This window comes from Rhodococcus sp. DMU2021, from assembly GCF_019641445.1.
In the GTDB taxonomy this organism is placed as follows: domain Bacteria; phylum Actinomycetota; class Actinomycetes; order Mycobacteriales; family Mycobacteriaceae; genus Rhodococcus; species Rhodococcus pyridinivorans.
Map to the genome: position 1 here is coordinate 230,342 of NZ_JAIFKB010000005.1, position 26,172 is coordinate 256,513.

General features: G+C 69.1%; 30 protein-coding genes. 12 read left to right on the forward strand and 18 right to left on the reverse strand.

The window, feature by feature from the left end; genetic code table 11:
• Nucleotides 1–367: 367 nt before the first annotated feature.
• Genes K3M35_RS11200 through K3M35_RS11215 form a run of 4 tightly spaced genes read right to left on the reverse strand, consistent with a single transcriptional unit; the run spans nt 368 to nt 4,486 of the window.
• Nucleotides 368–922 (reverse strand): YbjN domain-containing protein, encoded by a 555-nt coding sequence (locus K3M35_RS11200; protein WP_019291186.1) that lies wholly within the window; start codon nt 920–922, stop codon nt 368–370.
• A complete protein-coding gene (gene mshA, locus K3M35_RS11205) occupies nt 919–2,253 on the reverse strand; it encodes a D-inositol-3-phosphate glycosyltransferase (protein WP_064061794.1) in 1,335 nt (444 codons plus the stop codon). The genes K3M35_RS11200 and mshA overlap by 4 nt, the downstream gene beginning before the upstream one ends.
• Complete coding sequence (locus tag K3M35_RS11210) at nt 2,250–3,152, reverse strand: alpha/beta fold hydrolase (RefSeq protein WP_231413341.1); 903 nt, start codon at nt 3,150–3,152, stop codon at nt 2,250–2,252. The genes mshA and K3M35_RS11210 overlap by 4 nt, the downstream gene beginning before the upstream one ends.
• 5 nt (nt 3,153–3,157) lie before the next feature.
• Nucleotides 3,158–4,486 (reverse strand): MFS transporter, encoded by a 1,329-nt coding sequence (locus K3M35_RS11215; RefSeq protein ID WP_259443883.1) that lies wholly within the window; start codon nt 4,484–4,486, stop codon nt 3,158–3,160.
• 51 nt (nt 4,487–4,537) lie between these two features.
• Between K3M35_RS11215 and K3M35_RS11220 the strand changes: the two genes are divergently transcribed.
• Nucleotides 4,538–5,632 (forward strand): tocopherol cyclase family protein, encoded by a 1,095-nt coding sequence (locus K3M35_RS11220; RefSeq protein WP_220666423.1) that lies wholly within the window; start codon nt 4,538–4,540, stop codon nt 5,630–5,632.
• Between the two features lie 15 nt (nt 5,633–5,647).
• On the opposite strand, the gene K3M35_RS11225 is transcribed toward K3M35_RS11220, so the two are convergent.
• Together K3M35_RS11225 and K3M35_RS11230 are read right to left on the reverse strand one after the other, a co-directional pair.
• On the reverse strand, nt 5,648–6,973 hold the full coding sequence (locus K3M35_RS11225; RefSeq protein ID WP_039585408.1) for an ROK family transcriptional regulator: 1,326 nt from the start codon (nt 6,971–6,973) through the stop codon (nt 5,648–5,650).
• Nucleotides 6,974–7,255: 282 nt separating this feature from the next.
• Nucleotides 7,256–7,933, reverse strand: a complete 678-nt coding sequence (locus K3M35_RS11230) for a TetR/AcrR family transcriptional regulator (protein ID WP_112320100.1) — start codon at nt 7,931–7,933, stop codon at nt 7,256–7,258.
• Between the two features lie 83 nt (nt 7,934–8,016).
• Here K3M35_RS11230 and K3M35_RS11235 point away from each other — a divergent pair, with 83 nt between their 5' ends.
• Complete coding sequence (locus K3M35_RS11235; protein WP_006552368.1) at nt 8,017–8,766, forward strand: SDR family NAD(P)-dependent oxidoreductase; 750 nt, start codon at nt 8,017–8,019, stop codon at nt 8,764–8,766.
• A gap of 143 nt (nt 8,767–8,909) precedes the next feature.
• Here the strand turns inward: K3M35_RS11235 and K3M35_RS11240 are convergent, their stop codons facing one another.
• On the reverse strand, nt 8,910–10,004 hold the full coding sequence (locus K3M35_RS11240) for a UDP-N-acetylmuramate dehydrogenase (RefSeq protein ID WP_080678485.1): 1,095 nt from the start codon (nt 10,002–10,004) through the stop codon (nt 8,910–8,912).
• A 23-nt stretch (nt 10,005–10,027) separates the two neighbouring features.
• Here K3M35_RS11240 and K3M35_RS11245 point away from each other — a divergent pair, with 23 nt between their 5' ends.
• From K3M35_RS11245 to K3M35_RS11255, 3 genes are all read left to right on the forward strand, one after another.
• Nucleotides 10,028–10,537, forward strand: a complete 510-nt coding sequence (locus K3M35_RS11245; protein WP_064061799.1) for a DUF2505 domain-containing protein — start codon at nt 10,028–10,030, stop codon at nt 10,535–10,537.
• Between the two features lie 75 nt (nt 10,538–10,612).
• Nucleotides 10,613–11,113 carry a DUF2505 domain-containing protein gene (locus tag K3M35_RS11250; RefSeq protein WP_064852884.1) on the forward strand — a complete coding sequence of 167 codons (501 nt, stop codon included), beginning with the start codon at nt 10,613–10,615 and terminating at the stop codon, nt 11,111–11,113.
• Nucleotides 11,114–11,116: 3 nt separating this feature from the next.
• Nucleotides 11,117–11,926, forward strand: coding sequence for a class I SAM-dependent methyltransferase (locus tag K3M35_RS11255; RefSeq protein WP_121208882.1), 810 nt, complete (start codon nt 11,117–11,119; stop codon nt 11,924–11,926).
• A 35-nt stretch (nt 11,927–11,961) separates the two neighbouring features.
• Here the strand turns inward: K3M35_RS11255 and K3M35_RS11260 are convergent, their stop codons facing one another.
• Complete coding sequence (locus K3M35_RS11260) at nt 11,962–12,579, reverse strand: type IV toxin-antitoxin system AbiEi family antitoxin (protein WP_006552373.1); 618 nt, start codon at nt 12,577–12,579, stop codon at nt 11,962–11,964.
• A 104-nt stretch (nt 12,580–12,683) separates the two neighbouring features.
• Here K3M35_RS11260 and K3M35_RS11265 point away from each other — a divergent pair, with 104 nt between their 5' ends.
• Nucleotides 12,684–13,436: a DUF2993 domain-containing protein gene (locus K3M35_RS11265; protein ID WP_006552374.1), complete on the forward strand. Its 753-nt coding sequence runs from the start codon at nt 12,684–12,686 to the stop codon at nt 13,434–13,436.
• A gap of 38 nt (nt 13,437–13,474) precedes the next feature.
• On the opposite strand, the gene deoC is transcribed toward K3M35_RS11265, so the two are convergent.
• Entirely contained in the window at nt 13,475–14,140 is a 666-nt protein-coding gene (deoC, locus tag K3M35_RS11270; RefSeq protein WP_220666424.1) for a deoxyribose-phosphate aldolase, read from the reverse strand.
• Nucleotides 14,141–14,334: 194 nt separating this feature from the next.
• Between deoC and K3M35_RS11275 the strand changes: the two genes are divergently transcribed.
• The 3 genes from K3M35_RS11275 (at nt 14,335) to purU (ending at nt 16,701) form a co-directional block, all read left to right on the forward strand.
• Entirely contained in the window at nt 14,335–14,868 is a 534-nt protein-coding gene (locus K3M35_RS11275; protein ID WP_064061802.1) for a GNAT family N-acetyltransferase, read from the forward strand.
• The gene (locus tag K3M35_RS11280) at nt 14,865–15,737 is read left to right on the forward strand and encodes a class I SAM-dependent methyltransferase (RefSeq protein WP_220666425.1); all 873 of its coding nucleotides are present in this window, start codon (nt 14,865–14,867) and stop codon (nt 15,735–15,737) included. The genes K3M35_RS11275 and K3M35_RS11280 overlap by 4 nt, the downstream gene beginning before the upstream one ends.
• Nucleotides 15,738–15,813: 76 nt before the next feature.
• Nucleotides 15,814–16,701 carry a formyltetrahydrofolate deformylase gene (gene purU / locus K3M35_RS11285; protein ID WP_220666426.1) on the forward strand — a complete coding sequence of 296 codons (888 nt, stop codon included), beginning with the start codon at nt 15,814–15,816 and terminating at the stop codon, nt 16,699–16,701.
• A 95-nt stretch (nt 16,702–16,796) separates the two neighbouring features.
• On the opposite strand, the gene K3M35_RS11290 is transcribed toward purU, so the two are convergent.
• The 6 genes from K3M35_RS11290 to K3M35_RS11315 form a co-directional block, all read right to left on the reverse strand.
• Entirely contained in the window at nt 16,797–17,834 is a 1,038-nt protein-coding gene (locus K3M35_RS11290) for an alpha/beta fold hydrolase (protein WP_064061803.1), read from the reverse strand.
• Nucleotides 17,835–17,874: 40 nt separating this feature from the next.
• Nucleotides 17,875–18,798 (reverse strand): diiron oxygenase, encoded by a 924-nt coding sequence (locus K3M35_RS11295; RefSeq protein ID WP_006552381.1) that lies wholly within the window; start codon nt 18,796–18,798, stop codon nt 17,875–17,877.
• An 89-nt stretch (nt 18,799–18,887) separates the two neighbouring features.
• A complete protein-coding gene (locus tag K3M35_RS11300) occupies nt 18,888–19,178 on the reverse strand; it encodes a DUF2516 family protein (protein ID WP_024101750.1) in 291 nt (96 codons plus the stop codon).
• 64 nt (nt 19,179–19,242) lie between these two features.
• A complete protein-coding gene (locus tag K3M35_RS11305; protein ID WP_220666427.1) occupies nt 19,243–20,157 on the reverse strand; it encodes a heparin-binding hemagglutinin in 915 nt (304 codons plus the stop codon).
• Nucleotides 20,154–20,630, reverse strand: coding sequence for a helix-turn-helix domain-containing protein (locus tag K3M35_RS11310; RefSeq protein ID WP_006552384.1), 477 nt, complete (start codon nt 20,628–20,630; stop codon nt 20,154–20,156). The genes K3M35_RS11305 and K3M35_RS11310 overlap by 4 nt, the downstream gene beginning before the upstream one ends.
• Nucleotides 20,631–20,691: 61 nt before the next feature.
• Entirely contained in the window at nt 20,692–21,903 is a 1,212-nt protein-coding gene (locus K3M35_RS11315; RefSeq protein WP_259443923.1) for a DUF445 family protein, read from the reverse strand.
• 156 nt (nt 21,904–22,059) lie between these two features.
• On the opposite strand from K3M35_RS11315, the gene K3M35_RS11320 reads away from it, so the two are divergent.
• The 3 genes from K3M35_RS11320 (at nt 22,060) to K3M35_RS11330 (ending at nt 24,141) form a co-directional block, all read left to right on the forward strand.
• Nucleotides 22,060–22,803, forward strand: a complete 744-nt coding sequence (locus K3M35_RS11320) for a TetR/AcrR family transcriptional regulator (RefSeq protein WP_024101752.1) — start codon at nt 22,060–22,062, stop codon at nt 22,801–22,803.
• A gap of 44 nt (nt 22,804–22,847) precedes the next feature.
• Nucleotides 22,848–23,201 (forward strand): DUF4873 domain-containing protein, encoded by a 354-nt coding sequence (locus K3M35_RS11325; RefSeq protein ID WP_019291167.1) that lies wholly within the window; start codon nt 22,848–22,850, stop codon nt 23,199–23,201.
• Nucleotides 23,202–23,283: 82 nt separating this feature from the next.
• Nucleotides 23,284–24,141, forward strand: a complete 858-nt coding sequence (locus K3M35_RS11330; protein WP_064061806.1) for a polyphosphate kinase 2 family protein — start codon at nt 23,284–23,286, stop codon at nt 24,139–24,141.
• Nucleotides 24,142–24,254: 113 nt separating this feature from the next.
• Here K3M35_RS11330 and K3M35_RS11335 read toward each other — a convergent pair whose 3' ends face one another.
• The 3 genes from K3M35_RS11335 to K3M35_RS11345 form a co-directional block, all read right to left on the reverse strand.
• Nucleotides 24,255–24,476, reverse strand: coding sequence for a hypothetical protein (locus K3M35_RS11335; RefSeq protein ID WP_200358490.1), 222 nt, complete (start codon nt 24,474–24,476; stop codon nt 24,255–24,257).
• Between the two features lie 63 nt (nt 24,477–24,539).
• The gene (locus K3M35_RS11340) at nt 24,540–25,103 is read right to left on the reverse strand and encodes a dihydrofolate reductase family protein (protein WP_024101753.1); all 564 of its coding nucleotides are present in this window, start codon (nt 25,101–25,103) and stop codon (nt 24,540–24,542) included.
• A complete protein-coding gene (locus K3M35_RS11345; RefSeq protein ID WP_220666428.1) occupies nt 25,100–26,107 on the reverse strand; it encodes a helix-turn-helix transcriptional regulator in 1,008 nt (335 codons plus the stop codon). The genes K3M35_RS11340 and K3M35_RS11345 overlap by 4 nt, the downstream gene beginning before the upstream one ends.
• Nucleotides 26,108–26,172 lie beyond the last annotated feature (65 nt).

Sequence of the window (26,172 nt, forward strand, 5' to 3'; positions counted from 1 at the left end):
CGGCAACACGGTGCGGTGCTGGCGCACGCCCGGTCGCTCTCTCGCTCCACCCCTCGGCAGATTGTGGATCCGACAATCCCGCGGGGGTGGAACGAGCGGCTGCGGGGCCGGTGTGTAAAGCCCGTCGGTATCGGGCCTACATCGACGGTAAGGGTTCATCACGGCGAGGTCACGGTTCGATTTTCCGGTACGGCTGTGCGAGAAACCGGACCGGCGATCGACAAAACCCCAGGTCGCTTCGTGGGAACGCACCGTTTCCCGGACGTTTTCAGCGGATTTCGATTGTGGGAATGGTCACACCATACGGCCGTGCAGACCTCTCCAACCGGACATGTTCACGGGGAGATAACGGTGTCCGGCAACGCCGTCACCCGTTCGCTTCGCGCCGATCCCCGGGTTCGTCGTCGTCCACATCGGGCTCGAACGGCGTGCCGGTCTCCTCCTCGATGAGGTGACGGAACGGCTCGAGATTGCGCAACGGTTCGCCCCGCGAGACCCGCCACTCCCATTCGCGCTTGATGGACGTGATGAACCCGATACCGAGGATGATGTTGAAGTCGTGGTCCGCCGCCTCGAGGACCTGCCCGAGGACCGCGTCGATCTCCTCGGGGGTCAACGCGTGCGCGGCGATGCGTCCCACCAGATAGATGTCGCCGACCTTGTCGAGCGTGTACGCCACGCCGTACAGGCGACGGTTGCGACGCAGCAGGTAGCGGTACACCGATTCGAAGTTCTCGTCCGGCTTGCGGCACACGAACGCCTCGACCCGCACACCGTGCTGTCCGACGCTGAGCAGCGTGGTCGTCTTGAGCTTCTTCTCGCCCGGAAGCTCGACGACGAAGTGCCCGCCCTCCTTGACGGAGAACTCGAGCTCGCGATCGCGCAGCGTGGATTCGATCAGTTCGATGAGCCGGTCGCTCATGCCGTGACTCCCCTCGTCCGTCGCAACTTCCACACTCCACGCTGCCGTCGCAGCGAATGCTCACCGGTACCGAAGGCGCGGTTGCGGCGCATCCCGGCCCGCCGATAGCTGTCGAGCAGTCCTTCCGCGGTGTGTTCCCACGAGAAGGACTCCGCATGCACGGGCGCGGTCGCCGCGAATCGGGCGAGACGATCCGGATCGCCGACGAGCGAACGCAACGCCGTCGCCCAGTCGTCGATGCGGTGCCCGTCGACGAGCATGCCGGTCTCCCCGTCGCGCACGGCGACGCCGAGACCCCCGACGTTCGCGGCCAGCACGGGCGTGCCGCAAGCCTGCGCCTCGATTGCGACGAGACCGAAGGACTCCGAATAGCTCGGCACCGCAACGAGATCCGAAGCCCGGTAGACCTGGACGAGACGGTCCGGCGGCTGCGGCGGGAGGAAGGTGACCCGCGACGCGATACCCAGCGCGGACGCGAGTTCGATGAGCGCGTCGGGGCGCTCGAGACCCGTTCCCGAGGGACCTCCCACCACGAGCACCCGCAGTGGCATGCCGGGATCGTCGGCGAGTGCCCGCGCAGCGGCCTCGAGCAGCACGTCGGGGGCCTTGAGCGGCTGGATGCGGCCCACGAACGCCACGACGGTCTCGCGCGGATCGAGTCCGAGCTCGGCGCGGGCGGCCGCGCGGTCGCCGGGCCGGTAGCGGTTCAGGTCGGCGCCCGGTGCGACGACGTCGATCTTCGCGGGATCGGCCCCGTAGATGCGTTCGAGCTGCCCCGCTTCGTCGGCGGTGTTGGCCACCAGGCGGTCGGACTCCGCGACGACCTGCTGTTCCCCGATCTGCCGGGCTGCGGGTTCGGGGGTGTCGCCCTCGGCGAGCGAGGCGTTCTTCACCGCGGCGAGCGTGTGGGCGGTGTGCACGAGCGGCACACCCCAGCGGTCGCGGGCGAGCCAGCCGACCTGCCCCGACAACCAGTAGTGCGAGTGCACCAGGTCGTAGTAGCCCTGCGGGTGCCGTGCCTCCTCGCGCAGCACGCCGGCAGCGAAAGCGCACAGCTGCGTCGGCAGGTCGTGTTTGTCGAGGCCTTCGAAGGGGCCGGCCTCGATGTTGCGGACGAGCACCCCGGGCGCGGCCTGCTGGACGGCCGGATCGGCCGACGAGGTCGCGCGGGTGAAGATCTCGACTTCGACGCCGCGACGCGCGAGCTCGACGGCGGTCTGCAGGACGTACACGTTCATACCGCCTGCGTCCCCGGTTCCGGGCTGCGCCAGCGGCGAGGTGTGGACCGAGATCACGGCCACGCGGTGCGGGCGGCTGGGCTGGGACGTCACCCCTCCATACTGCCCTGCTGCCGATCTTCGCGTGTCGCCGCCTCCGCCGTCGCGGTGCGAGCGAACTCTCCGACCTCCGACACGAACCGGTGGGGATCCTCGACGAACGGACCGTGGTCGACGCCCTCCCAGATCGAGGTCGTGGCGCGTCGCAGCAGCGACGCCGCGTGGTGCGCCGCGGAGACGTCGACGACCGAGTCGGCGTCGCCGTGCAGGAGGAGAACCGGCACGTCCAGGTCGGCGAGCAGGTCGTCGTTGCCCACCGCCCGGTCGAACAGCGCCGCACGGACGCGGGGCGGGGTGCACAGGCTCGCACCGAACAAGGCCTGCGACACCGCGCCCTTGCCTTCGAGGAGAGCGCTGCCCTCGACGACGGGACCGGTGAGGGCGTTACCGAAGGAGCCGAGCGCGCGCACCGCTTCCTTCGGGTCCTCCGACATCGCGGCGGGGATCGCGGCACGCATCGAGGCACCGACGCGTCCGCCCTTCTCGCCACGGCCGATGCTCGTGATGGCACCCACGAGGACCAGGCCGGCGACGGCTCCCGCGCCGTGTTCGGCGAGATAGTCGCAGATCACCAGGCCGCCGTACGACCAACCGAGCAGCACCGCCGGGTTCGTCTCGGAGACGTTCTCGGCGGCGAGCACCGCGGCGAGGTCGCCGGCCCACAGACTGCGATCGGCGTATCCGGTCTCGGGAGCCTGCGAGTAACCGTGTCCGCGCAGGTCGACGGCGACGACACGGAAGTCGCGGGCAAGTGCGTCGAGGACCCCGTCGCCCCAGCACCGCGACGACTGCGCCCACCCGTGGAGCAGCACCAGAACCGGTGCCGTCTCGGAGCCGAATGTGCGATAGACGAGGGAGGTGCCGTCGATACCGGCCACTTCACGAACTGCCATGCGCGTCACTCTAACCGTGCTCGCACATGGATCCCGCCGGCACAGGTGACCGCGAGGATGCCCGCGGCGACCGCCACGAGATATCCGGTGCCGGCATCGGTCCGGTCGATGACCTGTCCCACCAGCGCCGAACCTGCGGCGACGCCGACGCCGAGACCCGCGACCGTCCACGTGATGCTCTCGGTGAGCCGGTCGGGCGGCACGATCTGCTGCGTCAGCGACGTCGCCACGATCATGATGGGCGAGATCGCGCATCCGGCAACGAAGTACAGCACCGTGAGCATCGGCACCGAACCGGCGAGCAGCAACGGGCACAGCAGGACGGCGAGAGTGCCGGTGGCGACGAACAACTGGCGGGTCGGAGCCCTCGATCCCACCCGGCTACCGAAGATCAGGCCGCTCATCGCCGAACCCGTCGCGAACAGTGCGAGCGCGAAGGTGGCCGAGCCCGGCGAGTTCTGTTCGGCCGTGAACGCGACGGCTGCGACATCGATCACGCCGAAGACCACACCCATCGCGACCATAACCACGACGATCGACAGGAGGACGGGCATGCGCAGGATGTTCGTCCGCGCACGGTCGTCGGTGTGCGGTTGCACGGGAGGCTCCGTGCTGCGCAGCGCCGCAAGGGCAAGGGTGCCGACGAGCAGCAGGACCGCGCCGAGCAGCGGGCCGGCCTCGGGGAAGACCGCCACGCTCAGGCCCACCGACAGGACGGGGCCGACGATGAAGCACACCTCGTCGACCACCGCTTCGAGCGCGAAGGCGGTGCGCAGTCGCGGGGTGCCGCCGTAGAGCTGTGTCCACCGCGCCCGCACCATCGCGCCGATCGTGGGCATGAGTCCCGCCGGGATCCCGCAGACGAACAGCCACACCGTGGGCACCTCGAACCGGACGCCCGCGAGCATCGCGAGGGTGGCGACCGCACTGACGGCCGCCGCCGTGGGCAGGACCCGTCGCTGGCCGTACCGGTCGACCGCGCGGGAGACGAGCGGGGTGAGCACGGCGTACGACAGCGCGAACACCGCGGACAGTGCGCCGCCGACCGCGTAGTTCCCCTCGAGCTGGGAGAACATCGTGACGATGCCGATCCCGACCATCGCGATCGGCAGTCGCGCCACGAATCCCGCCAGGCAGAACGCGGCTGCACCCGGCGCTGCGAACAACTCGCGGTACGAGCCGCCCTTCTCTCCTGTCACGTACTTCTCGCGTTCTCTTCGGTCCGATCCGGTCCGGTCAACGTTATGGCCGACCGACCACGCGAGGTGAAGGTACCTCCCCCGCGTCCGCACATCGCTGCCCGATTCCGCACGTTCCGTGACGGGAACGGCCATGCTGGGTACATCCGGAGAACGGACAGGACGGATCCACGGAACGGAGCGGGCATGGCGGTGCACGAACGACACGGACGGCTCTCACCGAAGGATCTCTCTCCGAGGAGTCTGTGGACCCGCTACCGCGCGTCGGGAGCGGATCTGCCCTTCGGGAATCCGCTCGCCGCGCACGGCGTCGCGATGGAGGGTTACTTCTGGCGCTTCACCCAGCCCGGAACCGGCCGCGTCGTCATCGCTCTGTGCGGGGTAAACCGTGCGGACGACTCGGGAGGGCCCGGCTCGCACTGGGCGACGCTCGGTCTGGCCGCCCATCCCGGGGGTTTCCTGCGCACCGCCGCGCATCCGGTGGCCGCTTCCGATCCCGATCGGCTCGGCGCATCGGCCGGCGACGTCTTCTGCGGCGACAGAGAACGCGTGTGGATGGATCTCGGCGACGACGCCCGTCTCGACATCCGGTTGTCGGATCTGTGGCTCTGGCCGCGACGCCGCTTCGGCGCGTCGAGCGTGTTCCATTCCGTCCCCGGTCTCAACCAGTACTGGCATTCCTGGCTGCTCGGCGGCCGGGTGGAAGGGCACGCGATCCTCGGCGACGAGAAGTGGGATCTGACCGGCGCCCAGGTCTACGGCGAGAAGAACTGGGGCAAGGGCGGTTTCCCCGAGTCGTGGTGGTGGGGTCAGGCGCAGGGATTCGCCGACCCGCAGGCGTGTCTGGCGTTCGCAGGCGGGCAGGTGCATTCGGGTCCGCTGCACACGGAGGTCACGGCGGTCGTCGTCGCACTACCCGACGGGCGCATCGTGCGGCTGGGCAATCCCGTCACATCCCCGGTCCGGGCGACGGTCACCGACGAGAGCTGGCACCTGCGCGGCCGCAATGCCCGCTGGAGCGTGGAGATCTCGGGAAGTTCACCCCTCGGAGCGGCACACGTCCTGCCGGTCCCCGTTCCCGCGGAACGACGGAACGTCGCCGGTTCGATCGAACATCTCGGCGGTCGCATGACCGTGACGGTCCACGAACGGGGGAAACTGGTGTGGGCCGACGAATCGCACTCGGCCGCACTCGAACACGGCGGGCTGGACCGGGCCCGGGCGGAACTCGACCGGCGGGGCGCCGCTGCGGACGCGACGGACGCCCCACCGAGCGTGTGAATCCGACGGGATCGCTCAGAGTTCGGTGCGCTTCATCGCCGCGATCGGATCCGAGAACAACGAGCTGAGCGAGACGACACCCGCGGCGTGGGCCTGCACCCGGTTGCCGAAGCCGGTGATGCGGATGTCCTTGCGCGGCAGGGTGGTCGACGCGGCGAACGCGCGGGCGACGTGCGGAACCGCGGCCGGGTACTCGGTGAAGGCCTGTCCGCCGAGAATCACACGGTCGGGATTGAACAGGTCGCGCAGCATTCCGACGGTGCGGCCGAGCACGGTGGCCCGCTCGACGAGCAGACCGTGGGCGGCCTCGGAACCGCCGCGCGCGAGGCGGTAGAGCGACTGAATGGTGTTGTCGCCGTCGGCGAGGATGCCCTCGGCCACCGCGCGCTGCACGACCGCCCGATCGCTCACCGTCGCCTCGAGGCAACCCGTGCCGCCGCACGAGCACCGGGTCGACGAACCGGTGGGGAAATGCGTCACCGAACCCGGACCGCCGGCAGGGGTGTGCACCTTGCCCTCGAAAGTGATTGCCACACCGGCCGTCTCACGAACGTAGAAGTACAGGCCGGTGCCCTTGGCCTCGGGGGCGTCGCGATCGGGGGTGAGGAGCAGCTCGGAGGCGGCCATCGCCTCGACGTGCGCGGCCACCGAGACCGGAAGCCCCATACCGCCACCGACGATCGCGCCGACCCGGGCGTCGACCCAGCCGAGTCGCGGGTGCGTGACGACGGCGGTGTTCGAGTCCACCCGCCCGCCGAGTGCGACGCCGACCCACAACGGGGCGCGGCGGTGCCACCGCCCGACGAAGGCCTTGGCGCTCGCGGTGATCGACGCGAGCGCGGCGTCCTGGTCGCCGGTCGGCGTGGGGACCTCGACGGCGCCGATGATGCGACCGCGCAGGTCGCTGGCGACGATGCCGGTGGTGACGGCACCGATGTGAATGCCGACCGTCAGGTACCGCTCGTGGTCGACCTCGACGGGAACACGCGGCCGGCCGACCGCGCCGGGTTCGGTCAGGTCGGCGCGCTCACGCAGCAGACCTGCCGAGAGCAGGGCCGACACCTGACGATTGACGGTGGCGATGCTCGCACCGGTGACCTTGGCGATCACGTCGCGCGAGACGGGTCCGCGGTTGGCGGCGACACGGAAGACCGACGCCCCGGTGCCGTCGGCGATACGCAGGTCCGGCGGAACGATCCTGACGGGGCTCGACACACGGGAGGTGCGGGGACGGACGACCGTCGCACGCGTGGATCCACGGACGGCGGAACCGGCGGCGCGACGGGGCGCGGACGACCGCGAGGGAAGGGAAACGGACGGCGAGAGAGTGGGAACCGACACGGCGCTGATCCTTGGCTGCTGATCCGGACGTGATGACCGGAGAACGGGCGGGAGACGATCGACGCACCGAGACCCCGACGTGGAGAACATGATCGGAGACGGACCCGCACAACGAGGGCGAGATCGGTGCGGAGTTACTTTCCGCAGCAGCGACAACAGAGTTCGCGCGCCAGAGGCAGCCGTGATCCCAGCGCGGCGGTCACATAGGTGACCCGCGGTGCGAAGGCGTGGCCGACTGACATGTCGCTCAAACTATCGCCCGAACCGCGTCGTGTCCAATCCTCACCGATCCGGTGGGAAATCTTCCTGCACGTCCCCGCGTGCGTGCGCGGTCTCCGCCGACACCGGGGCGAGCAGCAACGCCTCCCACGCGTCGACGAGTGCGGCGAGTTCTGCCGTGGTGGGTGATTCGCCTGCACGGTGACACCGCGCCAGCGCACCGACGGTGCCGGAGTAGACCAGCCGCAGACGCTGCCCGGCGATATCGTCGGGCAACGGCCCGAGCAGGGTCCGTAGCGCGGTGTCGGACCGGCGGCCGCTCTCGGTTCCCGTCGGTCCGGTGACGCGGAAGCACTCGGCGAACCGGTCGTGGTTCGACAGCCGGTCGAGGAAGGCGACGTAGTGGTTGTTGCGGCCGAGCGTGCCGGCCAGGGGGCGGATGATCATCCACAGCAGGTCGCGGACCGAGAGGGTCTCCCGCGTCCGCAGCATCTCGGCGAGGAGCGCTTCCCGCTGGGAGTTCAGGGCGGGCAACCGGTGGGAGAAGACCGCCTCGAGCAACCCCTCCTTGGTGCCGAAGTAATAACCGACCACGGACGAGTTGTGCTGTCCGGCGGCCTTGCGGATGTCGGCGAGGGTGACCCCGTCGTATCCACTGCGGGCGAAGAGCCGCTCGGCGGCTTCGACGAGCCGGATCCGGGTCTGTTCGCCCGAACTGTATCGACCGCGGGTGGTGGTCATACGCCGCAGGGTAGCCGCACGGAAAGGACTTCGCAGGCCGGGACGTGCGGCGGCATCCGGTGCCCGACACTACGATTGCCCCCATGAGCATCTCTCCCGATTCCCGCGTCGCCGTCGTCACCGGAGCCTCCTCCGGAATCGGCGAGGCGACCGCCCGCACGCTCGCCGCACAGGGCTTCCACGTCGTGGTGGGCGCACGCCGCCTCGACCGCCTGCAGAAGCTCGCCGACGAGATCGGCGGTACCGCGCTCGAGCTCGACGTCACCGACGAGGATTCGGTCGACGCTTTCACCACGGTGCTGCCGCGGGTCGACGTGCTGGTCAACAACGCCGGTGGCGCCAAGGGACTCGCACCGGTGGCCGAGGCCGTCGAGGACGACTGGCGCTGGATGTGGGAGACCAACGTCATCGGCACCATGCGCATCACCAAGGCGCTGATCCCCAAGCTCATCGCCTCGGGCGACGGCCTGATCGTCACCATCACCTCGGTCGCGGCCTTCGAGGCCTACGACAACGGCGCCGGCTACACCTCGGCGAAGCACGCGCAGGCCGTGCTGCACCGCACGCTGCGCGGCGAACTGCTCGGACAGCCCGTCCGCCTCACCGAAGTCGCGCCGGGCGCGGTCGAGACCGAGTTCTCGCTGGTGCGCTTCGAGGGCGACAAGGATCGGGCCGACAAGGTGTACGAGGGCATCACCCCGCTCGTCGCCCAGGACATCGCCGACATCATCGGCTTCGTCGCGTCGCGGCCGTCGCATGTCAACCTCGACCAGATCATCGTCAAGCCGCGCGACCAGGCCAATGCCGGCCGGTTCCACCGCGTCACCGACTGACCCACCGCGGTGGTGGGCGCGGCGAGGCGGTCGCGCCCACCCCCGTCGGTACTGTCACGGTCACCGTGGGTGGGCGGGAGCTGGTCTTCGATCCCGCCACCGCCTTCGGGGTGTTCGACCGGGGGCGACGGGCGGGCCGTCCGTCAGATCACGCAGTTCACGGTGACGGGTTCGGGATGCAGACGGACCCCGAAGGCGTCCTCGACGCCGTCGCGCACCGTCCGCGCCAGCGCCACGAGGTCCGCGGCCGATGCCGCTCCCCTGTTGGTGAGCGCCAGCGTGTGCTTCGTCGACAACCGCGCCGGTGCGTCGGCGCCGGGGAAACCCTTCACGAAACCGGCCCGCTCGATGAGCCATCCGGCCGACAGTTTGGTGCCGCCGTCCGCGGGGAACTGCGGGATGCGCACGTCCTCCCCCACCTTCGCCGCGATGGCCGCGAGCACCTGCGGCAGGCGGTCGTCGGGGACGACGGGATTCGTGAAGAACGATCCGGCGCTCCAGGTGTCATGGTCGTCGGCGTCGAGCACCATGCCCTTGCTGCGGCGCAACGCGAGCACGTGCTGGCGTACCTGCGCCGCCGGCCGGCGCTCGCCCTCCTCCGCACCCAGCGCGACCGCGAGCTCCCGGTATGCGAGGGGTGCGGACGAACCGTCGCTCCGCACGTCCAGTTCCACCTCGAGGACGACCGCTGCGTCGGTGTGCTTGAGGATGCTGGTCCGGTAGCCGAGACCGAGTGCCTCGGGGCCGGCCCACGAGTCCTGGCCGGTGGCGCGGTCGAACAGGCGGACGCGACGCAGGATCGAGCCCACCTCGACGCCGTACGCGCCGACGTTCTGCACCGGCGTCGCTCCCGTGGAGCCGGGGATGCCCGACAGGCATTCGAGGCCGCCGAGGCCGGCCTCCACGGTGGCCGCGACGACGGCGTCCCATTCGGCTCCCGCGTCCACCCGGACGTGGTCGTCGCGGAGGTCGACACCGGTGGTCGCGACACGCACCACCACGCCGTCGAAGCCGTCGTCGCCGATCACGAGGTTGGAGCCACCCGCGAGGAGCAGCAGCTGCACTTCCTGCTCGTCGAGCAGGCGCACGACCTCGATCAACGACGCGGTGGACGTGCATTCGACGAGATACCGGGCGGGGCCACCGAGCCGGAGGGTCGTGAATTCCGACAGCGACACCTGCTCGGACACCGTGGCTCCCGTTTCGACGAGCCGGGCCCTGGTACGTGGATCAAGCACCAGCAAACGGTAGCGTGCCCCGTATGGGCAGCCCTATCGACCACACTGCGAACTACTCGTCCCCGCCTGCTGCGGTCCACGCGGCGTTCGTCGATCCGCAGTACTGGCAGACCCGGCTGAGTGAGGTCGGGGGCCCGGGTGCGGCGGTCGAACGCGCCGACTCCGGTGACGGCACGATCGAGCTCGACCTCCATCAGGCCATCCCGGCCGAGCACCTGCCGAGCATGGTGACGAGCCTCCGCCCGGGCGATCTCGTCATCCGGCGTCACGAGGCATGGGGCGCGTTCGCAGGCGGTCGCGCCGAGGGCAGGTTCTCGGCGCACGTCGACGGCATGCCCGGCGAGGTCACCGGTGGGATGACCCTCATCACCGACGGGGCGGGTTCGTCCGTCGTCATCGGTGGGACCGTCGAGGTGAAGATCCCGTTCCTCGGTTCCAAGATCGAGGGCATGATCGTCGAGCAGCTCGTCGAGCTGTTCGACGCGGAGCGCACCTTCACCGAGCAGTGGTTGAACGGGGACCACTCGGCCTGATCGCACCCCCGCTGAGCTCTCCGTGGACGGTCGCGATTTCCGGGCAGGCCGTCCGGCGCGGTAACCTGGCCGGTCGTGGCACGGCGTATCGACTACTCCGCCCGCTTCCCTCATCCACCGGAGCGGGTGTACGAGGCTCTCGCCGACCCCGCCCACTGGGAAGCGCGGATGACCGAGATGCGCAAGTACTCGGAGAACCACGTCCGCGGGTTCACGGTCTCCGAATCGGGCATCGCGCTGGTGTTGCACCACGTCCTGCCGCGTTCCGACCTGCCGGAGATCGCCCGCACGGTGATCAAGAAGGACATGGTCATCACGCGCAAGGAGAACTACGGGCCGTTCACCGACGGCGCGACCGGCACCTACCAGGCCTCGATCCCCGGCGGTCCGGGTAGCCTCACGGGCACGATGGAGCTCTTCGGCGACGACCATGGCGCCACGCTCCGCACCACCTCCGAGGCCAAGGTGCACATTCCGTTCGTCGGCGGCAAACTCGAAGAACTCATCCTCACCAATCTCGTCGACGTGTTCCGCACCGAAGCGGCCATCACCGCCGACTGGCTCGCCGGCCGGTAGCGCGTGCGCAATCGAGGACCCGTCGGTGTCGTCACGCGCGGCACCACCGGCATCAACAGGCTGCGCCGCAGTGACCGCTGGGCGATGCACGACCCCCACATCATGAGGGCGTTGACGCACGCCACCGACCCGCTGGTGGTCGATCTGGGTTACGGCGCCATGCCGGTGACGACCCTCGAACTCGCCGCGCGCCTGCGTCGGGTCCGCAGCGATCTGCGCGTGGTCGGTCTCGAGATCGATCCGGACCGTGTGGTCCCGGGCCGCGACGGTGTCGCGTTCGCCCGGGGCGGCTTCGAGCTCGCGGGCCTGCGTCCGACCCTGGTCCGGGCCTTCAACGTGCTCCGGCAGTATCCGGAGGAGGCGGTCGAACCGGCGTGGGCGCACCTGCGTTCCGGCCTCGCTTCCGGCGGCCTGCTCATCGACGGCACGTGCGACGAGCTGGGCCGGCGCTGCGCCTGGGTGCTCCTCGACGAGCACGGTCCCCGTTCGCTGACCCTGGCGTGGAGCCCGTTCCACGTGGAGAGACCGTCCGACGTCGCCGAACGGCTGCCGAAGGCGCTGATCCACCGGAACGTCCCGGGCGAGCCGATCCACGCGCTGCTCCGCGCGGCCGACCGGGCGTGGGCGACGAGCGCTCCGCACGCGGCGTTCGGGCCGCGGATCCGATGGAAGGCGACGCTCGAGCTGCTGCGGGATCAGGGCTTCCCGGTGTCTCCGCCCCGCCGCCGTCTGCGTGACTGCGTGCTGACGGTGCCGTGGGACGCGGTCGCGCCCGCCGGCGCATCCGTTGCATCCGAGCTGGTCGCGGTCTGAGACCGTCTGTCCGAGTTCGTCGTCGCTCCGGTCGGTCAGCCCGCGGCGAGGAGCGCGAGCTCGATCCGGTCGGCCACTGCGGCCGGCTGGTTCGCCACGGCGGCGTGCAGCTGGTCGGAGTCGACCCGGCCGAGCGCGATCGCGTCGCCGACGAGTTCGTCGAGCACTTCCTGGGACACGCCGCCGGCCGCGAGGTCGACCGCGGTGCGGGCGGGTGTGGTGATCCGGAAGGCCCCGACGACCTCGCAGTCCTCCTCTGCCAGCGTCCGGTGATGCAGCGCGAGCCGGTTGCTCGGCACGGTGCGCTGGTCGGGTGTGGACAGGTGCAGGAAGCGGGGCTGCAGGTGGCCCATGCCGTGCAGGTCGGCGGCGCTCTGGTGCGAGACGACCGCTTCCCCCTCGTACCAGGTGCACCATTGGGCGAATTCGTCGAACTTCGTCCGTGGGCTGTCGCTGAGGCGGAACAGTTCGGTCTCGACGCGGATCCACAGTCCCGCCTCGATGCGTTCCGCGAAGTCGTGAGCTGCTATTCCGTGACCGACGGCCTGGCGTGCGGTGAAGAACCCGGCTTGTGTGGCGGCGAGGCGCCGCAGCGAGTCGTCGGCATCGGCCCGCCCGGTTGCGTCGTAACCTGAATCCGTCCACCCTGTCATGGCGCCCAGCGTAGCCGAAGAATGTGGTACACCTCACATATTTTCCTCATCCTGTGGCCGTGTGCTCAGTCGATCCTCAGCGTCGTCCGGAAGAATCGGCGACCATGACGCAACGGAAGCGCAACCGCACCGTCACGATCGCCGTCGTTCTCGTCGCGGCGCTGGTCGCAGTCCTGGTGGGCGCGGAGGTCTACGTCCGCAACCGCGCGACGGCCTGCCTCGCCCAGTCCTTCGAGAGCGAGCTCGGCACGGGAGTCGACGTCGACCTGAGCTGGAAGCCGGTGTTGCTCCAGCTGCTCGACCGGCAGGTTCCCTCGGTCGCTCTCGACAGCGACGACACCGCCTTCGGCCCGGCCCAGCAGATGCAGGTGCACGCCGAGGTCAACGACGTCGACCTGCGCGACTCCGCCGAGGGCGCCGGCACCATCGGCAGCTCGAGTGCCGACGTCTCGTGGCCCACCTCCGGGATCCTCGCGACCGTGCAGAGCCAGTCGGTCGGCGGCCTCGTCACCGATGTCATGGCCGACGAGAACGCGGGCACCCTGACGTTCACGGTCGGCGGCCAGGGTCTCGCGGAGTTCACCGCGCGACCGGTGGTGAACGGCGGTGTGGTGACGGTCGAGACGACCGACGCGACGATCCTCGGCATCGGGCTCCCGACGGCCCTCGTCGACGGCGTCGTGGAGATCCTGACCTCGGGTCTGCAGCAGTACCCGCTGGGTATGCAGGCCACCGAGGTGAACGTCACCGACAGCGGTATCGATCTCCGCCTCGAGGGTGGCCGCTTCGTGCTGCCGGAGGCCCCGCAGGGACAGCAGCAGCAACAGCAGGAGGGCAGCTGCGGCCTCCTGTCGTGAGCGAGGACGCCGGTCCGGCAGACCGTCGAGAGCTGTCGTCAGCTCTGCAGCCCGTCCAGCACCGCGCGGCTGCCGGACAGTCCGAGTCGCGTCGCTCCGGCCTCGATCATTGCGACCGCGTCCTCGGCGGTGCGGATGCCGCCGCTCGCCTTGATGCCGAGCTTGCCGCCCACCGTCTCCGCCATGAGCGCGACCGCGTGGGTGGTGGCGCCACCCGCGGGATGGAAACCGGTGGAGGTCTTCACGAAGTTCGCCCCGGCCTTCTCCGCGGCGCGGCACACCTCGACGATCGCCTCGTCGGAGAGCACCGCGGATTCGATGATGACCTTGAGGACAGGGTCGAAACCGATCGCTTCACGCACGGTGAGGATGTCGGCGAGGACGGCGTTGTAGTCGCCGGCCACCGCTGCGCCCACGTCGATCACCAGGTCGATCTCGCGTGCGCCCTCGTCGACGGCGAGTCGCGCCTCGGCGCCCTTGATGAGGGAATGGTGCTTGCCGGAAGGGAAACCGACGACCGTCGCGACCGTGACCCCCTCGGCCCGCAGGGGCAGCATCGACGGCGACACGCACACCGCGTACACGCCGAGTTCGACGGCTTCGTCGACGAGGGCCCGCACGTCCTGCGAGGACGCTTCGGGCTTGAGGAGGGTGTGGTCGATCATCGACGCGACCTGCGCGCGGGTCAACGTAGTTCCGGACATGACTGCAGCTTTCCACACGGCGAGATCCGAGGGCCGTGCTCAGCAGGCTTCGCCCCGTGCCGGGTAGTCGATTCCCATGGAAATCCTGGTGATCGCGCTTCTCGTCGCAGTTGTGGCCGTCGTGGTGGTCCGGAGGAACAGCAGACGGCGATAATTCGATACCGCCGCACCGCTTCGGCCACGACAATGATCGCGTGCTGATCCGTCGAGAACTCCCCGCCGACGTCCGTGCGACCGCCGACGTGCATCGCGCCGCGTTCGCGCCGTTCGCCCCGGAAGGTCGCGAGCCGGTCGAGCCCGGCCTGGTCGCGTCGTTGCGGGCGAGCGACGCATGGCTGCCGCCGTTGTCGCTCGTGGCCGAGGACGCCTCGGGCGCGATCGTCGGCCAGGTCGTCGCCACCCGGGGTCACGTCGGCGCCACCCCTGCCCTGGGCCTCGGTCCACTCGGTGTCCGTCCCGATTTCCAGCGCTCCGGCGTGGGCGCCGCTCTCATGCACGCCGTGCTCGGTGCGGCGGATGCCCTGGACGAGTCGATCGTGCTCCTGCTCGGACATCCCGACTACTACCCCCGCTTCGGTTTCGTGCCCGCCGCCGAACTCGGGATCTCCCCCGACGTCGAGGAGTGGGCGTCCCACTTCCAGGCACGGGCGCTCACGGCACACGACCCCGAGCTGCGGGGCACCTTCCGGTACGCCGAGCCGTTCTACGCCCTCGAGGAGCAGGCATGAACGACGATCCCGAGAACCCCTGGGCCGATTCCGCCGAGACCGCACGCACCTTCGACGCGGCGAGCGGGGATTTCGACGAGCTGACCCCGACGGTGTGGGGACCGGCCGGGCAGGCACTGGTCTTCCAGCTCGGCGTCGCCCCCGACGAGGCGGTGCTCGACGCGTGTTGCGGAACGGGATCGTCCGCGCTTCCCGCCGCCGCCGCCGTCGGACCCGAAGGTCTCGTCCACGGCGTCGACGTCGCCGACGAGATGCTCGAACACGGCCGCCTGACCGCGGAACGCCGCGGCCTGAAGAACATCGAATTCGTCTGTGCGGACGCCTCGCAGTGGGAGGCACCGTCGGACGTACCCGACGCCGGCTACGACGTGCTGTCGATCTCCTACGGGGTGTTCTTCCTCCCGGACATGGACCGAACCTTCTGGCGTCTGGTCTCGCTCGTGAGGCAGGGCGGACGCGCCGGCGTGACGGTCTGGCGACGCGGCGCGATGGAGGAGTTCTCGTCGATCGTGTTCGATGTCGCGTCGCGCTACTCCCCCGGGCTGCGCGAGCGCGGCGTCCTGCGCGACCGCACACCCCTGCACCGGATCGACACTCCGGACACACTCGAGGCGTGGCTCGCGGACGCCGGAACCGATTCCGTGGAGGTCCGCACCCTGTCGAATCTCCTTCCGGCGACGGAGGAGTTGTGCTGGTCGCTCGTAACGGGCACCGGTTTGCGCGCGGTGCTGACCGGGCTCGACTCCGGGCAGGTGGCGGCGGTGCGGCAGCAGATCGCCGAGGAGGTCACCGCACGCGGACTGCGCACGATCGATGCGACCACTCTCGTCGCCACGGGTACGGTTCGACGTCCTCCGGTCTCGGGCTGACGACCGGAGACAGGGTCTACCGGGAGCAGGGCCGACCGGAAGTAGGACGCCGTGTGTCACCTGAGAGAATCGGGGCATGACGCTCGCCTCATCCGCCGACGATCGACGTTACGTTCTGACCCTGGGCTGCCCGGACACCACCGGGATCGTCGCCCGCATCGCGACCTTCCTCGCGGAGGTCGGTGGTTCGATCGTCGAGGCGGCCTACCACGCCGATCAAGACACCGGATGGTTCTTCACCCGGCAGGCCGTCCGGGCGTCGTCGATCCCGTTCGGACTCGACGAGCTGCGCGAGAAGTTCGCGAGCGTCGCCGCCGACATCGGCCCGCAGACCGAATGGACGCTCTCCGACACCGGCAAGCGCAAGCGCGTCGTGCTGCTCGTCAGCAAGGAAGGGCACTGCCTGCACGACATCCTCGGACGGGTCGCCGCAGGGGAACTCGACGCCGAGATCTGCGCGGTCATCGGCAACCATCGCGATCTCGAACCGGTCGCGCAGCGACACGGCATCACCTTCCACTACGTGTCGTTCCCGAAGGATCCCGCCGAGCGCGCACCGGCTTTCGAGCAGGTCCGCAAGCTCGTCGACGCCCACGACCCGCACGCGGTGGTCCTCGCCCGGTTCATGCAGGTGCTCCCGGAGGAACTGTGCGAGCACTGGGCCGGCCGCGCGATCAACATCCACCACAGTTTCCTGCCGTCGTTCATCGGCGCACGGCCCTACCACCAGGCCTTCACGCGCGGCGTGAAGCTCATCGGCGCGACCTGCCACTACGTCACCGCCGAACTCGACGCGGGCCCGATCATCGAGCAGGACGTCATCCGCGTCAGTCACAGCGACAGCGTCAGCGACATGGTCCGTCAGGGCCGCGACGTCGAGAAGCTGGTCCTCTCGCGCGGTCTGCGCTGGCACCTCGAGGATCGGGTGCTGGTGCACGACAGTAAGACCGTCGTCTTCCGGTAGATCCCCCGAGCCGAAACCGGTCCACCCGCGAGCGGATGGACCGGTCTTTCGTGCGTGGGTGATCGGCTCAGCCGACGTGCGTGCGAGTGATCGGCTCAGCCGACGGGCACACCGGCTCGTTCGACAAGGTGCGCGAGCTCCTCGTCGAACCGGTCGATCGCTTCGACCGAGCTCATGTGGCCGATGCCGTCGAGCACCACGAAACGTTCGAGGTTGCCCGCACGGTCGAGTTCCTCGGCGAGACGCCGGGCGTGGACAGGCGGGGTGAGACGGTCGGCGGTGCCGACCAGCACCGTCGTCGGCACGGTGAGATTGCGCAGACCCTCACGGATGTCGAGGGCACTCAGGGCCCTGCCCCAGCCGCCCCGCGTGCGCGGCGGGCAGCCGAGCACGATCTTCTCGCAGAACTGCACCTCGGCGGCGCTCGCACCGGGCGACAGGGCCACGTAGCGCAGGGCCCGCGTCGTCACCGGGGACGCCGCCAACGGGACGGTCGCACCCATGAGCCGGCTCGCGACGGGCACCGGCACCCGCGGGAAGCGTTGCGGCAGCGGCACGATCGCCGAGTCCGCGACCAGCCGGTCGGTGCCGGTGCTCGCGAGCAGCACGCCTGCGACCGTGCGGCCGACGTTCTCCGGGTACTTCTCGGCCCACGCGATGATGCTCATCCCGCCCATGCTGTGACCTGTGAGCACGGCCTTCGAACCGGGCCGGACCACAGCGTCGAGGACCGTCTGGAGATCGTCGGCGAGCACGTCTGCTCCCAGCGTCCGCGCCCCGGCCTCGCTGTCGCCGTGCCCGCGCTGGTCGTAGACCACCACCCGGTAGTTCTCCGCGAAGGCGTTGATCTGCGGGGTCCAGTACGCGGCGTTGCACGTCCAGCCGTGACAGAACACCAGCACGGGAGCGTCCGCGTCGCCATAGGCGAGCACGTTCAGCCGGGCACCGTCGTCGGCGCGGACGTCGAGGATCTCGGGTTCGAGTTCCGGTTCGCGCAGCAGCTCGTGCGGGGCGACGTCCTCGGTACGGACGACCGTCCGACGACGCCGGCGGACGAGCACGGCGGTGGTCGCCGCGGCAGCGAGGACGATCGAGCCCGCGGCGATCGACGCGGTCGGGGACGGCTTTCTCACGGGTGGAATTCTCCTGTCGGTTCGGTGGAGCAGCGCGACGTCACAGGACGTGCGCGCGACGCAGAAGCAGAGTGGACGGACCGCCGATCAGTCCCACCTCGTCGAGGAACTCGACCGTGCGGCGAGTGCCCTGACGGAGCTTGTCGTGGTAGTGCCTGTTCTCCTGCGCGGCCTTCTTCGCTTCGGCGACGTCGAGTCCGGCCGCGGCGTAGACCTGGTCGTTCACGAGGCTGGTGACGACGAAGTACGCGCTCACCCCGAGGTGGATCCGGATCCATGCCCGCTCGAGACGTCCGAGCCGGGCCGAGCGCCTGCGTGTCTCCTCGCGGGCGTAGCGGATGTGCCGCGACTCCTCCACGACGTGGACGTGACTCACCGTCCGGGTGATGGGCTGCACCCGCTCGTCGCGCATGAAATCGCGCTGCATCATGTCGAGGATCTCCTCGGCGAACAGGGTGCCGCCGTAGGCGAGGGCGCCGCGCGCGACGGCCTTGAACAGCCGGCCGGTCTCGCGGATCCAACGCTTGGGCCGGTAGGAGGGGATGCCGTATCGCTGCGCCGACCGCGCGAACATGATCGAGTGCCGGCATTCGTCGGCGATCTCGGTGAGCCCGAACTGCACGTAGGGGGTTGCCGGATCGTGCCGGTAGAGATCGCGGACGAGCATCTGCATGAGGATCATCTCGAACCAGATCCCGGTGCCGGCGATGCTCGCGGCCTCGTGCTCGGTGAGGGTGATGCGCTGATCCTCCGACATGCGTTCCCACAGGTCGGTGCCGTAGAGACTGCACCACTCCGGGGTCATGCCGTACTTGCCGTCCACGAGCGGCGCGTCCCAGTCGATCTCGAGCTCGGGATCGTAGGAGAGCCGCGCCGACGAATCGAGCAGGCGTTGCGCGGTCTCCTGCCGGTGATCCGTGGAGTGTTCACCCGGCAGGCTGTCGTGCTTTCGCAGGAGTGTCATCGCCGATCACCTCGTCTCGGAAAATTATCCGTTACCCGAAGTGTCATTATCTGGATCACACTTGTCAAGCGAAAGGGAGGCCCGACCCCCTACCACCGAGGGCGCTGGACCTCCTCGACCCGCGGACGGACGTCCACGAGGTACACGCACACGGCGACGACCGCGATGATCCCGAGCAGACCCACCGCGCCGAAGACGACGAGGACGAGCAACGCGGCCACGAGGATGCCGAGCCAGACGGGCTTGGTCAGCTTGTCGACGGCCGGAAACGCCTCGGCGGGCTGACGCACGACGTGGAACAGCGCGAATCCCGCCCCGGCGATGGCGATGATCTGCAGCGCGAGGATGATCAGACCGGCAAGTGAATCGACATTGGTCACCACACCAGTCTACGAGAATCGGCCCTCGTGCGAGTTCGCACGAGGGCCGATCGATCACTGCAGGTCAGGAACCGCTGGTCTTGCGCGGAGCCGCCTTCTTGGCAGGGGTCTTCTTCGCCGGGGTCTTGGCGGCGGTCTTGGCCGGAGCCTTGGCGGCGGGCGTCTTGGCAACCGTCTTGGCCGGGGCCTTCGCCGGAGTCTTGGCGGGAGTCTTCTTGGCCGGAGCCTTGGCCGGGGTGACCTCGACCGGCTCGACCGGGGTGGCCACCGACTCGACCTTCTCCGCAGCCTTGTCGGCCGCTTCGCGGACCTCGCCGCGGGCCGACTCGACCCGTCCGGCGGTCTCGGAGCCCGTCTCTTCGGCACGCTCACCGAGCTCGACGACGCGCTCGGCGGCCTTGCCGCCGGCGTCGGACACGGCCTCGCTCACCTCGTCGCTCGTCTCGGAGATGCGGCCGGCCGCGCGACCCGCGAGCTTAGCGGCCTGCTCGCCGACCTCGCGGGTCCGGCGGGCCACCGTCCCGAGGGCTTCCTCGGTGAGGTCGGCGGCGTCGCCGAGCACGGCTTCGGCGCGACCGAGGCCGTCCTCGAGGGCCGGCTGGGAGCGCAGACGCTCGATGGTCTCCTCACCGCGCTCGGCAAGTGCGGTGTAGAGGTCGGAGGCGACCTTCAGGTACGCCTCGGCGACCTTGCGCAGCTCCTCGGTGCTGAAGCGCTCGCGCAGCTCCGCGATCTCCTCGGGCAGCTCGGCCGGGAGTTCGGCGAGACGCTCGCGGAGGGACTCGACGGTCTCGGTGAGATCGGCGGGCAGGGTCGCGAAGCGGTCGCGGGCGGTCTCGACCCGCTCGGCCACCTCGGTGCGGTTGGTCTCCGCACGTCGGCGCGCCTGGGCCACGAGGTCGGCGACGGCCTGGACGACGGCGTCGCCGGCACCGACCGCGGCGTAGAGGGAGGTACGGATGTTGGTGGGATCGGTCATGGAGTTTTCTCCTCGTCGAAGTCTGTCGGATGGTCGGGCCGGGCCTCGCCGGTGTTCTGCTGGTTCTCTCGGCAGAACGAGTCGTAGATGTCGAGCAGGACCTGCTTCTGCCGCTCGGTGAGAACGGTGTCGACGAGCACCGCGTCGCGCACGGCGCTCTCCGCTCGATGCTCGAGGATCCCCGCTCGCACGTAGAGAACCTCGGCCGAGAGCCGCAACCCCTTGGCGATCTGGGCGAGCACTTCCGCGGACGGCTTGCGCAGGCCCCGTTCGATCTGGCTCAGGTACGGGTTGCTGACACCGGCCAGTTGCGACAACTGGCGGAGCGACACCTGTGCAGCCTCGCGCTGCGACCGAATGAAGGCACCGATGTCCTGGGCGGCGTTGTTGACCACCCGAACGGCGATATCCCCCGGTCCGGCGCTGTCGTCCGGCGTGTCCGAGCCCTCGATCGGATCTGGTTCCGTGGACACACCGACAAGTCTACGGACAAGTGCTAGCTACAGCAAGCACCTTGCTAGCACGTGACCGTCGTCACGCGAACAGCAACTCCGAGACCGTGTAGATCGTCAACCCTGCGAGTGAGCCGACCACCGTGCCGTTGATGCGAATGAACTGCAGGTCGCGACCCACGGCGAGTTCGATCTTGCGGCTGGCCTCCTCGGCGTCCCAGCGCTCGACCGTCTCGCGGATGACGGAGGTGATCTCGTCGGCGTAGTTGGACGCGACGAAACGCACCGCGTCGAGCAACCAGCCGTCGATCTTGGTGCGCAGCTCGGCGTCCTCACGCACCCGGATGCCGAACGCCATGACGTTCTCCGCGATCTTCGTGCGCAGGGTGCTGTTCGGGTCGTCCACCGAGTCGAGGATCATTCGCTTGGCCGTCCGCCAGGTCGCCGCGGCGAGCCCGGTGATCTCGTCGCGGCCCATGATCTCGGCCTTGACCTTCTCCGCCTTGGCGATGGTCACGGGATCGCTTTGCAGGTCGCGGGCGTAGTCGGCGAGGAACTTGTTGACCGCGAGCCGCACCTCGTGGTCGGGATTCGACCGCACCTTCCACGTGAACTCCACGAGTTCGCGGTGGATCTTCTCGCCGAGCAGCAGGTCGACGAACTTCGGCGACCACGACGGCGAGTCGCGGCTGATCACGCGGTCGATGGTCTCCTGGCTCCCGAGCGCCCACTGGTGCGCGCGTTCGGCGAGCATGTCGACGAGCGGCAGGTGGCGGTTCTCGGCGAGGAGTTCGGTGAGGACACGCCCGATGGGCGGTCCCCATTCCGGTTCGGCGATCCGCTTGACGATGGTGTGGTCGATGATCTGCTGGATGTCGTCCTCGCGCAGGATTCCGACCACGCCGCGCAGGACCGTCGACGTCTCCTTGGCCACACGCTGGGCGTTCTCGGGTTCGGCGAGCCAGGTACCGACCCGCAGCGGGATCTGCGCCGACTCGACCTTGGCCGACACCACCTCGGGTGCGAGGAAGTTGTTGCCGACGAACGAGCTCAGGTTGGCGCCGAGCTGGTCCTTCTTCCGCTTGATGATCGCCGTGTGCGGGATGGGTATCCGTAGTGGGTGCCGGAACAGGGCGGTCACGGCGAACCAGTCGGCGAGCGCGCCGACCATGCCGGCCTCGGAAGCCGCGCGCACGTAACCCACCCATGCGCCGGCGCCGCGGGTTTCCTGCCAGCGGCAGAAGAGATAGATGATCGCGGCGGCGACGAGGAAGCCGGTCGCGACCGCCTTCATACGGCGGAGTTCTCGGCGTTTGATCTCGTCGTCGGTCGTCAGGAGCTGCACCCGATCGATTGTGCCGAAAGTCGGCACTCGGCGGACGGATCGCCCTCGAGTTCTGAAGGACGGGGGGCCGGATCGTAGACTGAGCCGACGATCGAAACCGAACGGATGTGCCACACAGTGTCCAGCAGACCGCAGACGACTTCGACCACGACCTCGAGCGAGGCCGCCCCGCCCGTGAAGCAGGACGGCCGCAAACGGCGCTGGCACGAGCACAAGATCGCCCGCCGGGAAGAGCTCGTGGACGGCACCATCAACGCGATCCGCTCCCGCGGCCACGAGATCGGCATGGACGAGATCGCCGCCGAGATCGGCGTGTCGAAGACGGTGCTCTACCGCTACTTCACCGACAAGAGCGACCTGACGACCGCGACGATGCTGCGGTACGTCGAGACGGTCCTCGCTCCCCGGATCTACGCGGCGGTCGCGGAGGATCTCGACGAGTACGAGCTCACCCGGGAGGCGATCACCGCCTACGTCGAGACCGTCGCCGACGATCCCGAGGTCTATCTGTACGTGATGAGCAACAGCGCGTCGGCGGGGCGCGACGTGGTGGCCGATTCGGAGCGGATGATCGCCGAACTCGTCGCTACCGTCCTCGGGGAACGGCTGCGGCTGCTCGAGATGGATTCGGGTGGTGCCGTGCCGTGGGCGTACGGAATCGTCGGCGGCATCCAGCTCGCGACGCACTGGTGGATCTCGAACAAGTCGATGACCGCCGAGGACCTGATCGATTATCTGACGATGATGATCTGGGGCGGCATGAACGGCATCGCCGGAGTCGCCGGATCTCCGGTGCGCTTCAAGTCGCAACCGCATCCACTCCTGCCGGAGTCGTCGACCACTCCCTGATCGACACCTTTACTGTTACTCGAAGTTGCACGTATAGTGCGGGTATGAGCGACCACGCCGACGACCTGCACGACGAGGACGATCCCGGCTACCGCGGTCCCGCCGAGGTCACCGTGGGCAACCGCACGGTCGCCGTCGACGTCGAGATCTCCGGACGTTTCGACCCCCTGCTCGGCCGGCACGTGTGGCGCGGCCGGCTCCGCAGGCTCGCCGAGACCCTCGGAGCAGACGCCTCGCCCGCCCCCGGCACCACCGTGACGATTACGGTGCCCGACGCCCCCGAGACCGCGACCGCCCGCATCTCGGAGGTCGACCTGTGGGGCAGCCACATGGTCGACGGCATCTCGCGACCGCCCTACCCTCTGCCAACCGAGACCGACGGTGTCGATCCCGCCTGATCACCACTGCGTGTGGCACACGCCCGATGACCACTGCGTGTGGCACACGCCCGATGACGCCTGCGTGTGACACGCTGGCGGGATGACGAAGGACGACGTCTTCCGGCCCGCATCGATCGTCGAAGCCCTCCGGGCGACGCCCGAGACCCGCGTCGCCGACATCGACACGAACGGCACCCCGGGATTCGACGGCGACAAGGCGCTCGGCGAACGTCTGTTCGCCGAACGTGGTGCCGTCCTCTCCGATCTGCAGGAGATGCTGTTCGCCGAGGGGCGGACCGGCGGCACCCGCTCGGTGCTGCTGATCCTGCAGGGCATGGACACCGCCGGGAAGGGCGGCATGGTGCGTCACGTCGTCGGCCAAATCGACCCGCAGGGCGTCGACCATAAGGCCTTCGGGGTGCCGACGGAGGAGGAGAAGCGGCACCACTTCCTGTGGCGGATCGCGAAGGCCCTCCCCCGCAACGGTCAGCTCGGCGTCTTCGACCGGTCGCACTACGAGGATGTGCTGGTCGCGCGGGTGAGATCACTGGTGCCGGAGAATGTCTGGCGCGGACGCTACGACGAGATCAACCGGTTCGAGAGCGAAGTCGTCCGGGAGGGCACGACCATCGTGAAGGTCGCGATGTTCGTCTCGTTGGACGAGCAGAAGAAGCGCCTCGCCGAGCGCCTCGAGCGCCGCGACAAGCACTGGAAGTACGACCCGAGCGATGTCTCGGAGCGCGCCCTGTGGCCGCAGTACCAGCAGGCCTATCAGGACATGCTGGATCGGACCAGCACCGACGAGGCGCCCTGGTACGTCGTACCGTGCGACCGCAAGTGGTACAGCCGCCTCGCGGTGACGGAACTGCTCATCGACGCGTTCGAACGTCTCGACCTCGATTGGCCGGAGCCGACTTTCGACATCGAAACGGAGAAGCGCCGACTCGCAGAGTCGTGATGTCTCGCAGAGTCGTGATGTCTCGCAGAGTCGTGATGTCACAGACTCGCAGAGTCGTGATGTCGTGTGAGTGATGCGAGTCGGCTTTCACCGACTCGCGTCAGGTATCACCCTCAGAACAGATGCGGGGTGTCGTAGTGCCGTCTGCGGTCTCGGCGCACGGTTCCGGCCATCATGCCGAATGCCGCGCCGAGTGCGACGACAGCGCCGAGCGCCGCGACGAGCGCCCAGCCCGAGAATCCGTACCCCGCGGCGACGATCGTCAGGGCGATCATCAGGATCGAGGCGAGTGCGAGCGCATAGGCGCTCCAGGCTACGAACAGATTGAGTTTCACGACCGGCCTCCTCGGACGAGGTGTGTCCCTCTCGATGCCGACGGTACCTGCACGTGACTCGCATCACAACCGACCGGTGGATTCCTTCAGCACCTCGTAGCGGAGGACGGCGAACTCGCCGCTCTGCCCGAGCTCGGTGAGGCGCATCTCCACGTGTAGCGGGAGCAACGGACGGCCGGAACCGATGGTCACCGGCGCGAAGGAGACGACGAGCTCGTCGAGCAGACCGCGCTCGGCGAACTGTCCGGCGAGATCACCGCCGCCCACCATCCACAGGTCGCGGCCGTTCGCGGCCTCGGCCATCTCGTCGTAGACCTGACGGACGTCCTTCTGCGTGAAGCGGATGTCGCCGGGTTCGTCGCCTGCCCGGGCGACGGGCAGGTCGTCGCGATGCGTGAACACCCAGCAGGGCAGGTCGTACTCCCACTTGTCCTCGCCTGCATGGTCGAGCACCCAGCGGTAGGTGGACGATCCCATGACGATGGCGCCGATACCGGCGATGAACTTCTCGTAGTCGAACGGCCCGCCGTCACCGGACTCCCGGGTGAGCAACCAGTCGAGCGAATGGTCCTCGGTGGCGAGGAAGCCGTCCAGTGTGCTTGCGGTGTAGTAGATCATCCGGGTCATGAGCTGCTCCTGTTCCAGTCGAGTGGATCTCCGTGATCGACGTCGAGCCCGACCGCCCGCATCATGTGCCGCGCGAGTTGACGGCGGTGTGCGGCGAAGGTTAGGACGTGGGCGACCACTCCCCCGAGGACGAAGCTCTCGGGAGGGTCGCACAGGGCGTCGATGAGCACGTCGCCCCAGGCGCCGCGGCGATGGATGTCGCGGATCGTCTCCACCCAGCGCGGAGCAACTTCCTCGAAACGCACTGTCAGAGAGTCGATCCCGTTGTCAGAATCCTCGGGGTGGTCAGCGCCGGCCATCGAGGCCAACCACATCTCCTTGGCACGTACCAGGTTGCCGAGCACACGTGAGACGGATTCCTCGGGACCGTCCCATTCGAGGACCACCAGTCCGGGGAACCTGATCCGGTCGCGCTCGTCGTCGTCGAGCTCGGTGGCGCGCTCGAGGAGATAGCGGGTGTCCGCGAGGTCGTGCTGCACCATCTGCGCGAGGACCTCGGCGGCCGGGTAGTCGGGCGCGGTGGACCGCCCTCCGTCCTCCTCGACCCAGAGATTGGTGGGCGGATGGAAATGTACGCCGTTGGGGGCGGGCAACCAGTGATCGACGGGCGCGGGCGCCCAGTGGTCGACGGGTGCGGGCGCCCCGGGGTCGACGGGCGCAGGCGCCCCGGGATCCCTACGGCCGGTGCCGAGCACCCGGGCGGCCTCGCTGGGCGGATATCCGTAGGCACGGACGAAGGCCCGGGCGAACCCTTCGACGCTGTCGTAGCCGGCGGCGAACGCCGCATCGGTGACCGAACTGCCGTGACGCAGTTGCCAGGCGGCACGCTCGAGCATCACCCGGCGCCGCAACGCCACCGGCGACTCGCCGGTGCCCACCGCGAAGGTGCGGCTGAAGTGCCACTGCGACGCGTAGGCGTGCTGCGCCATCCGTTCGAGGGTCGCGTTGTTCTCGTCGAGAACGGCGTCGAGCAGTTCCCGCAGTCGATCACGGCCGAAGGTCATGCGTTCAGTGTCGCGCGCAGACCCCGGCCGCCGCCCGACCGTTCTTGCTCTCTACCGGCTCACCC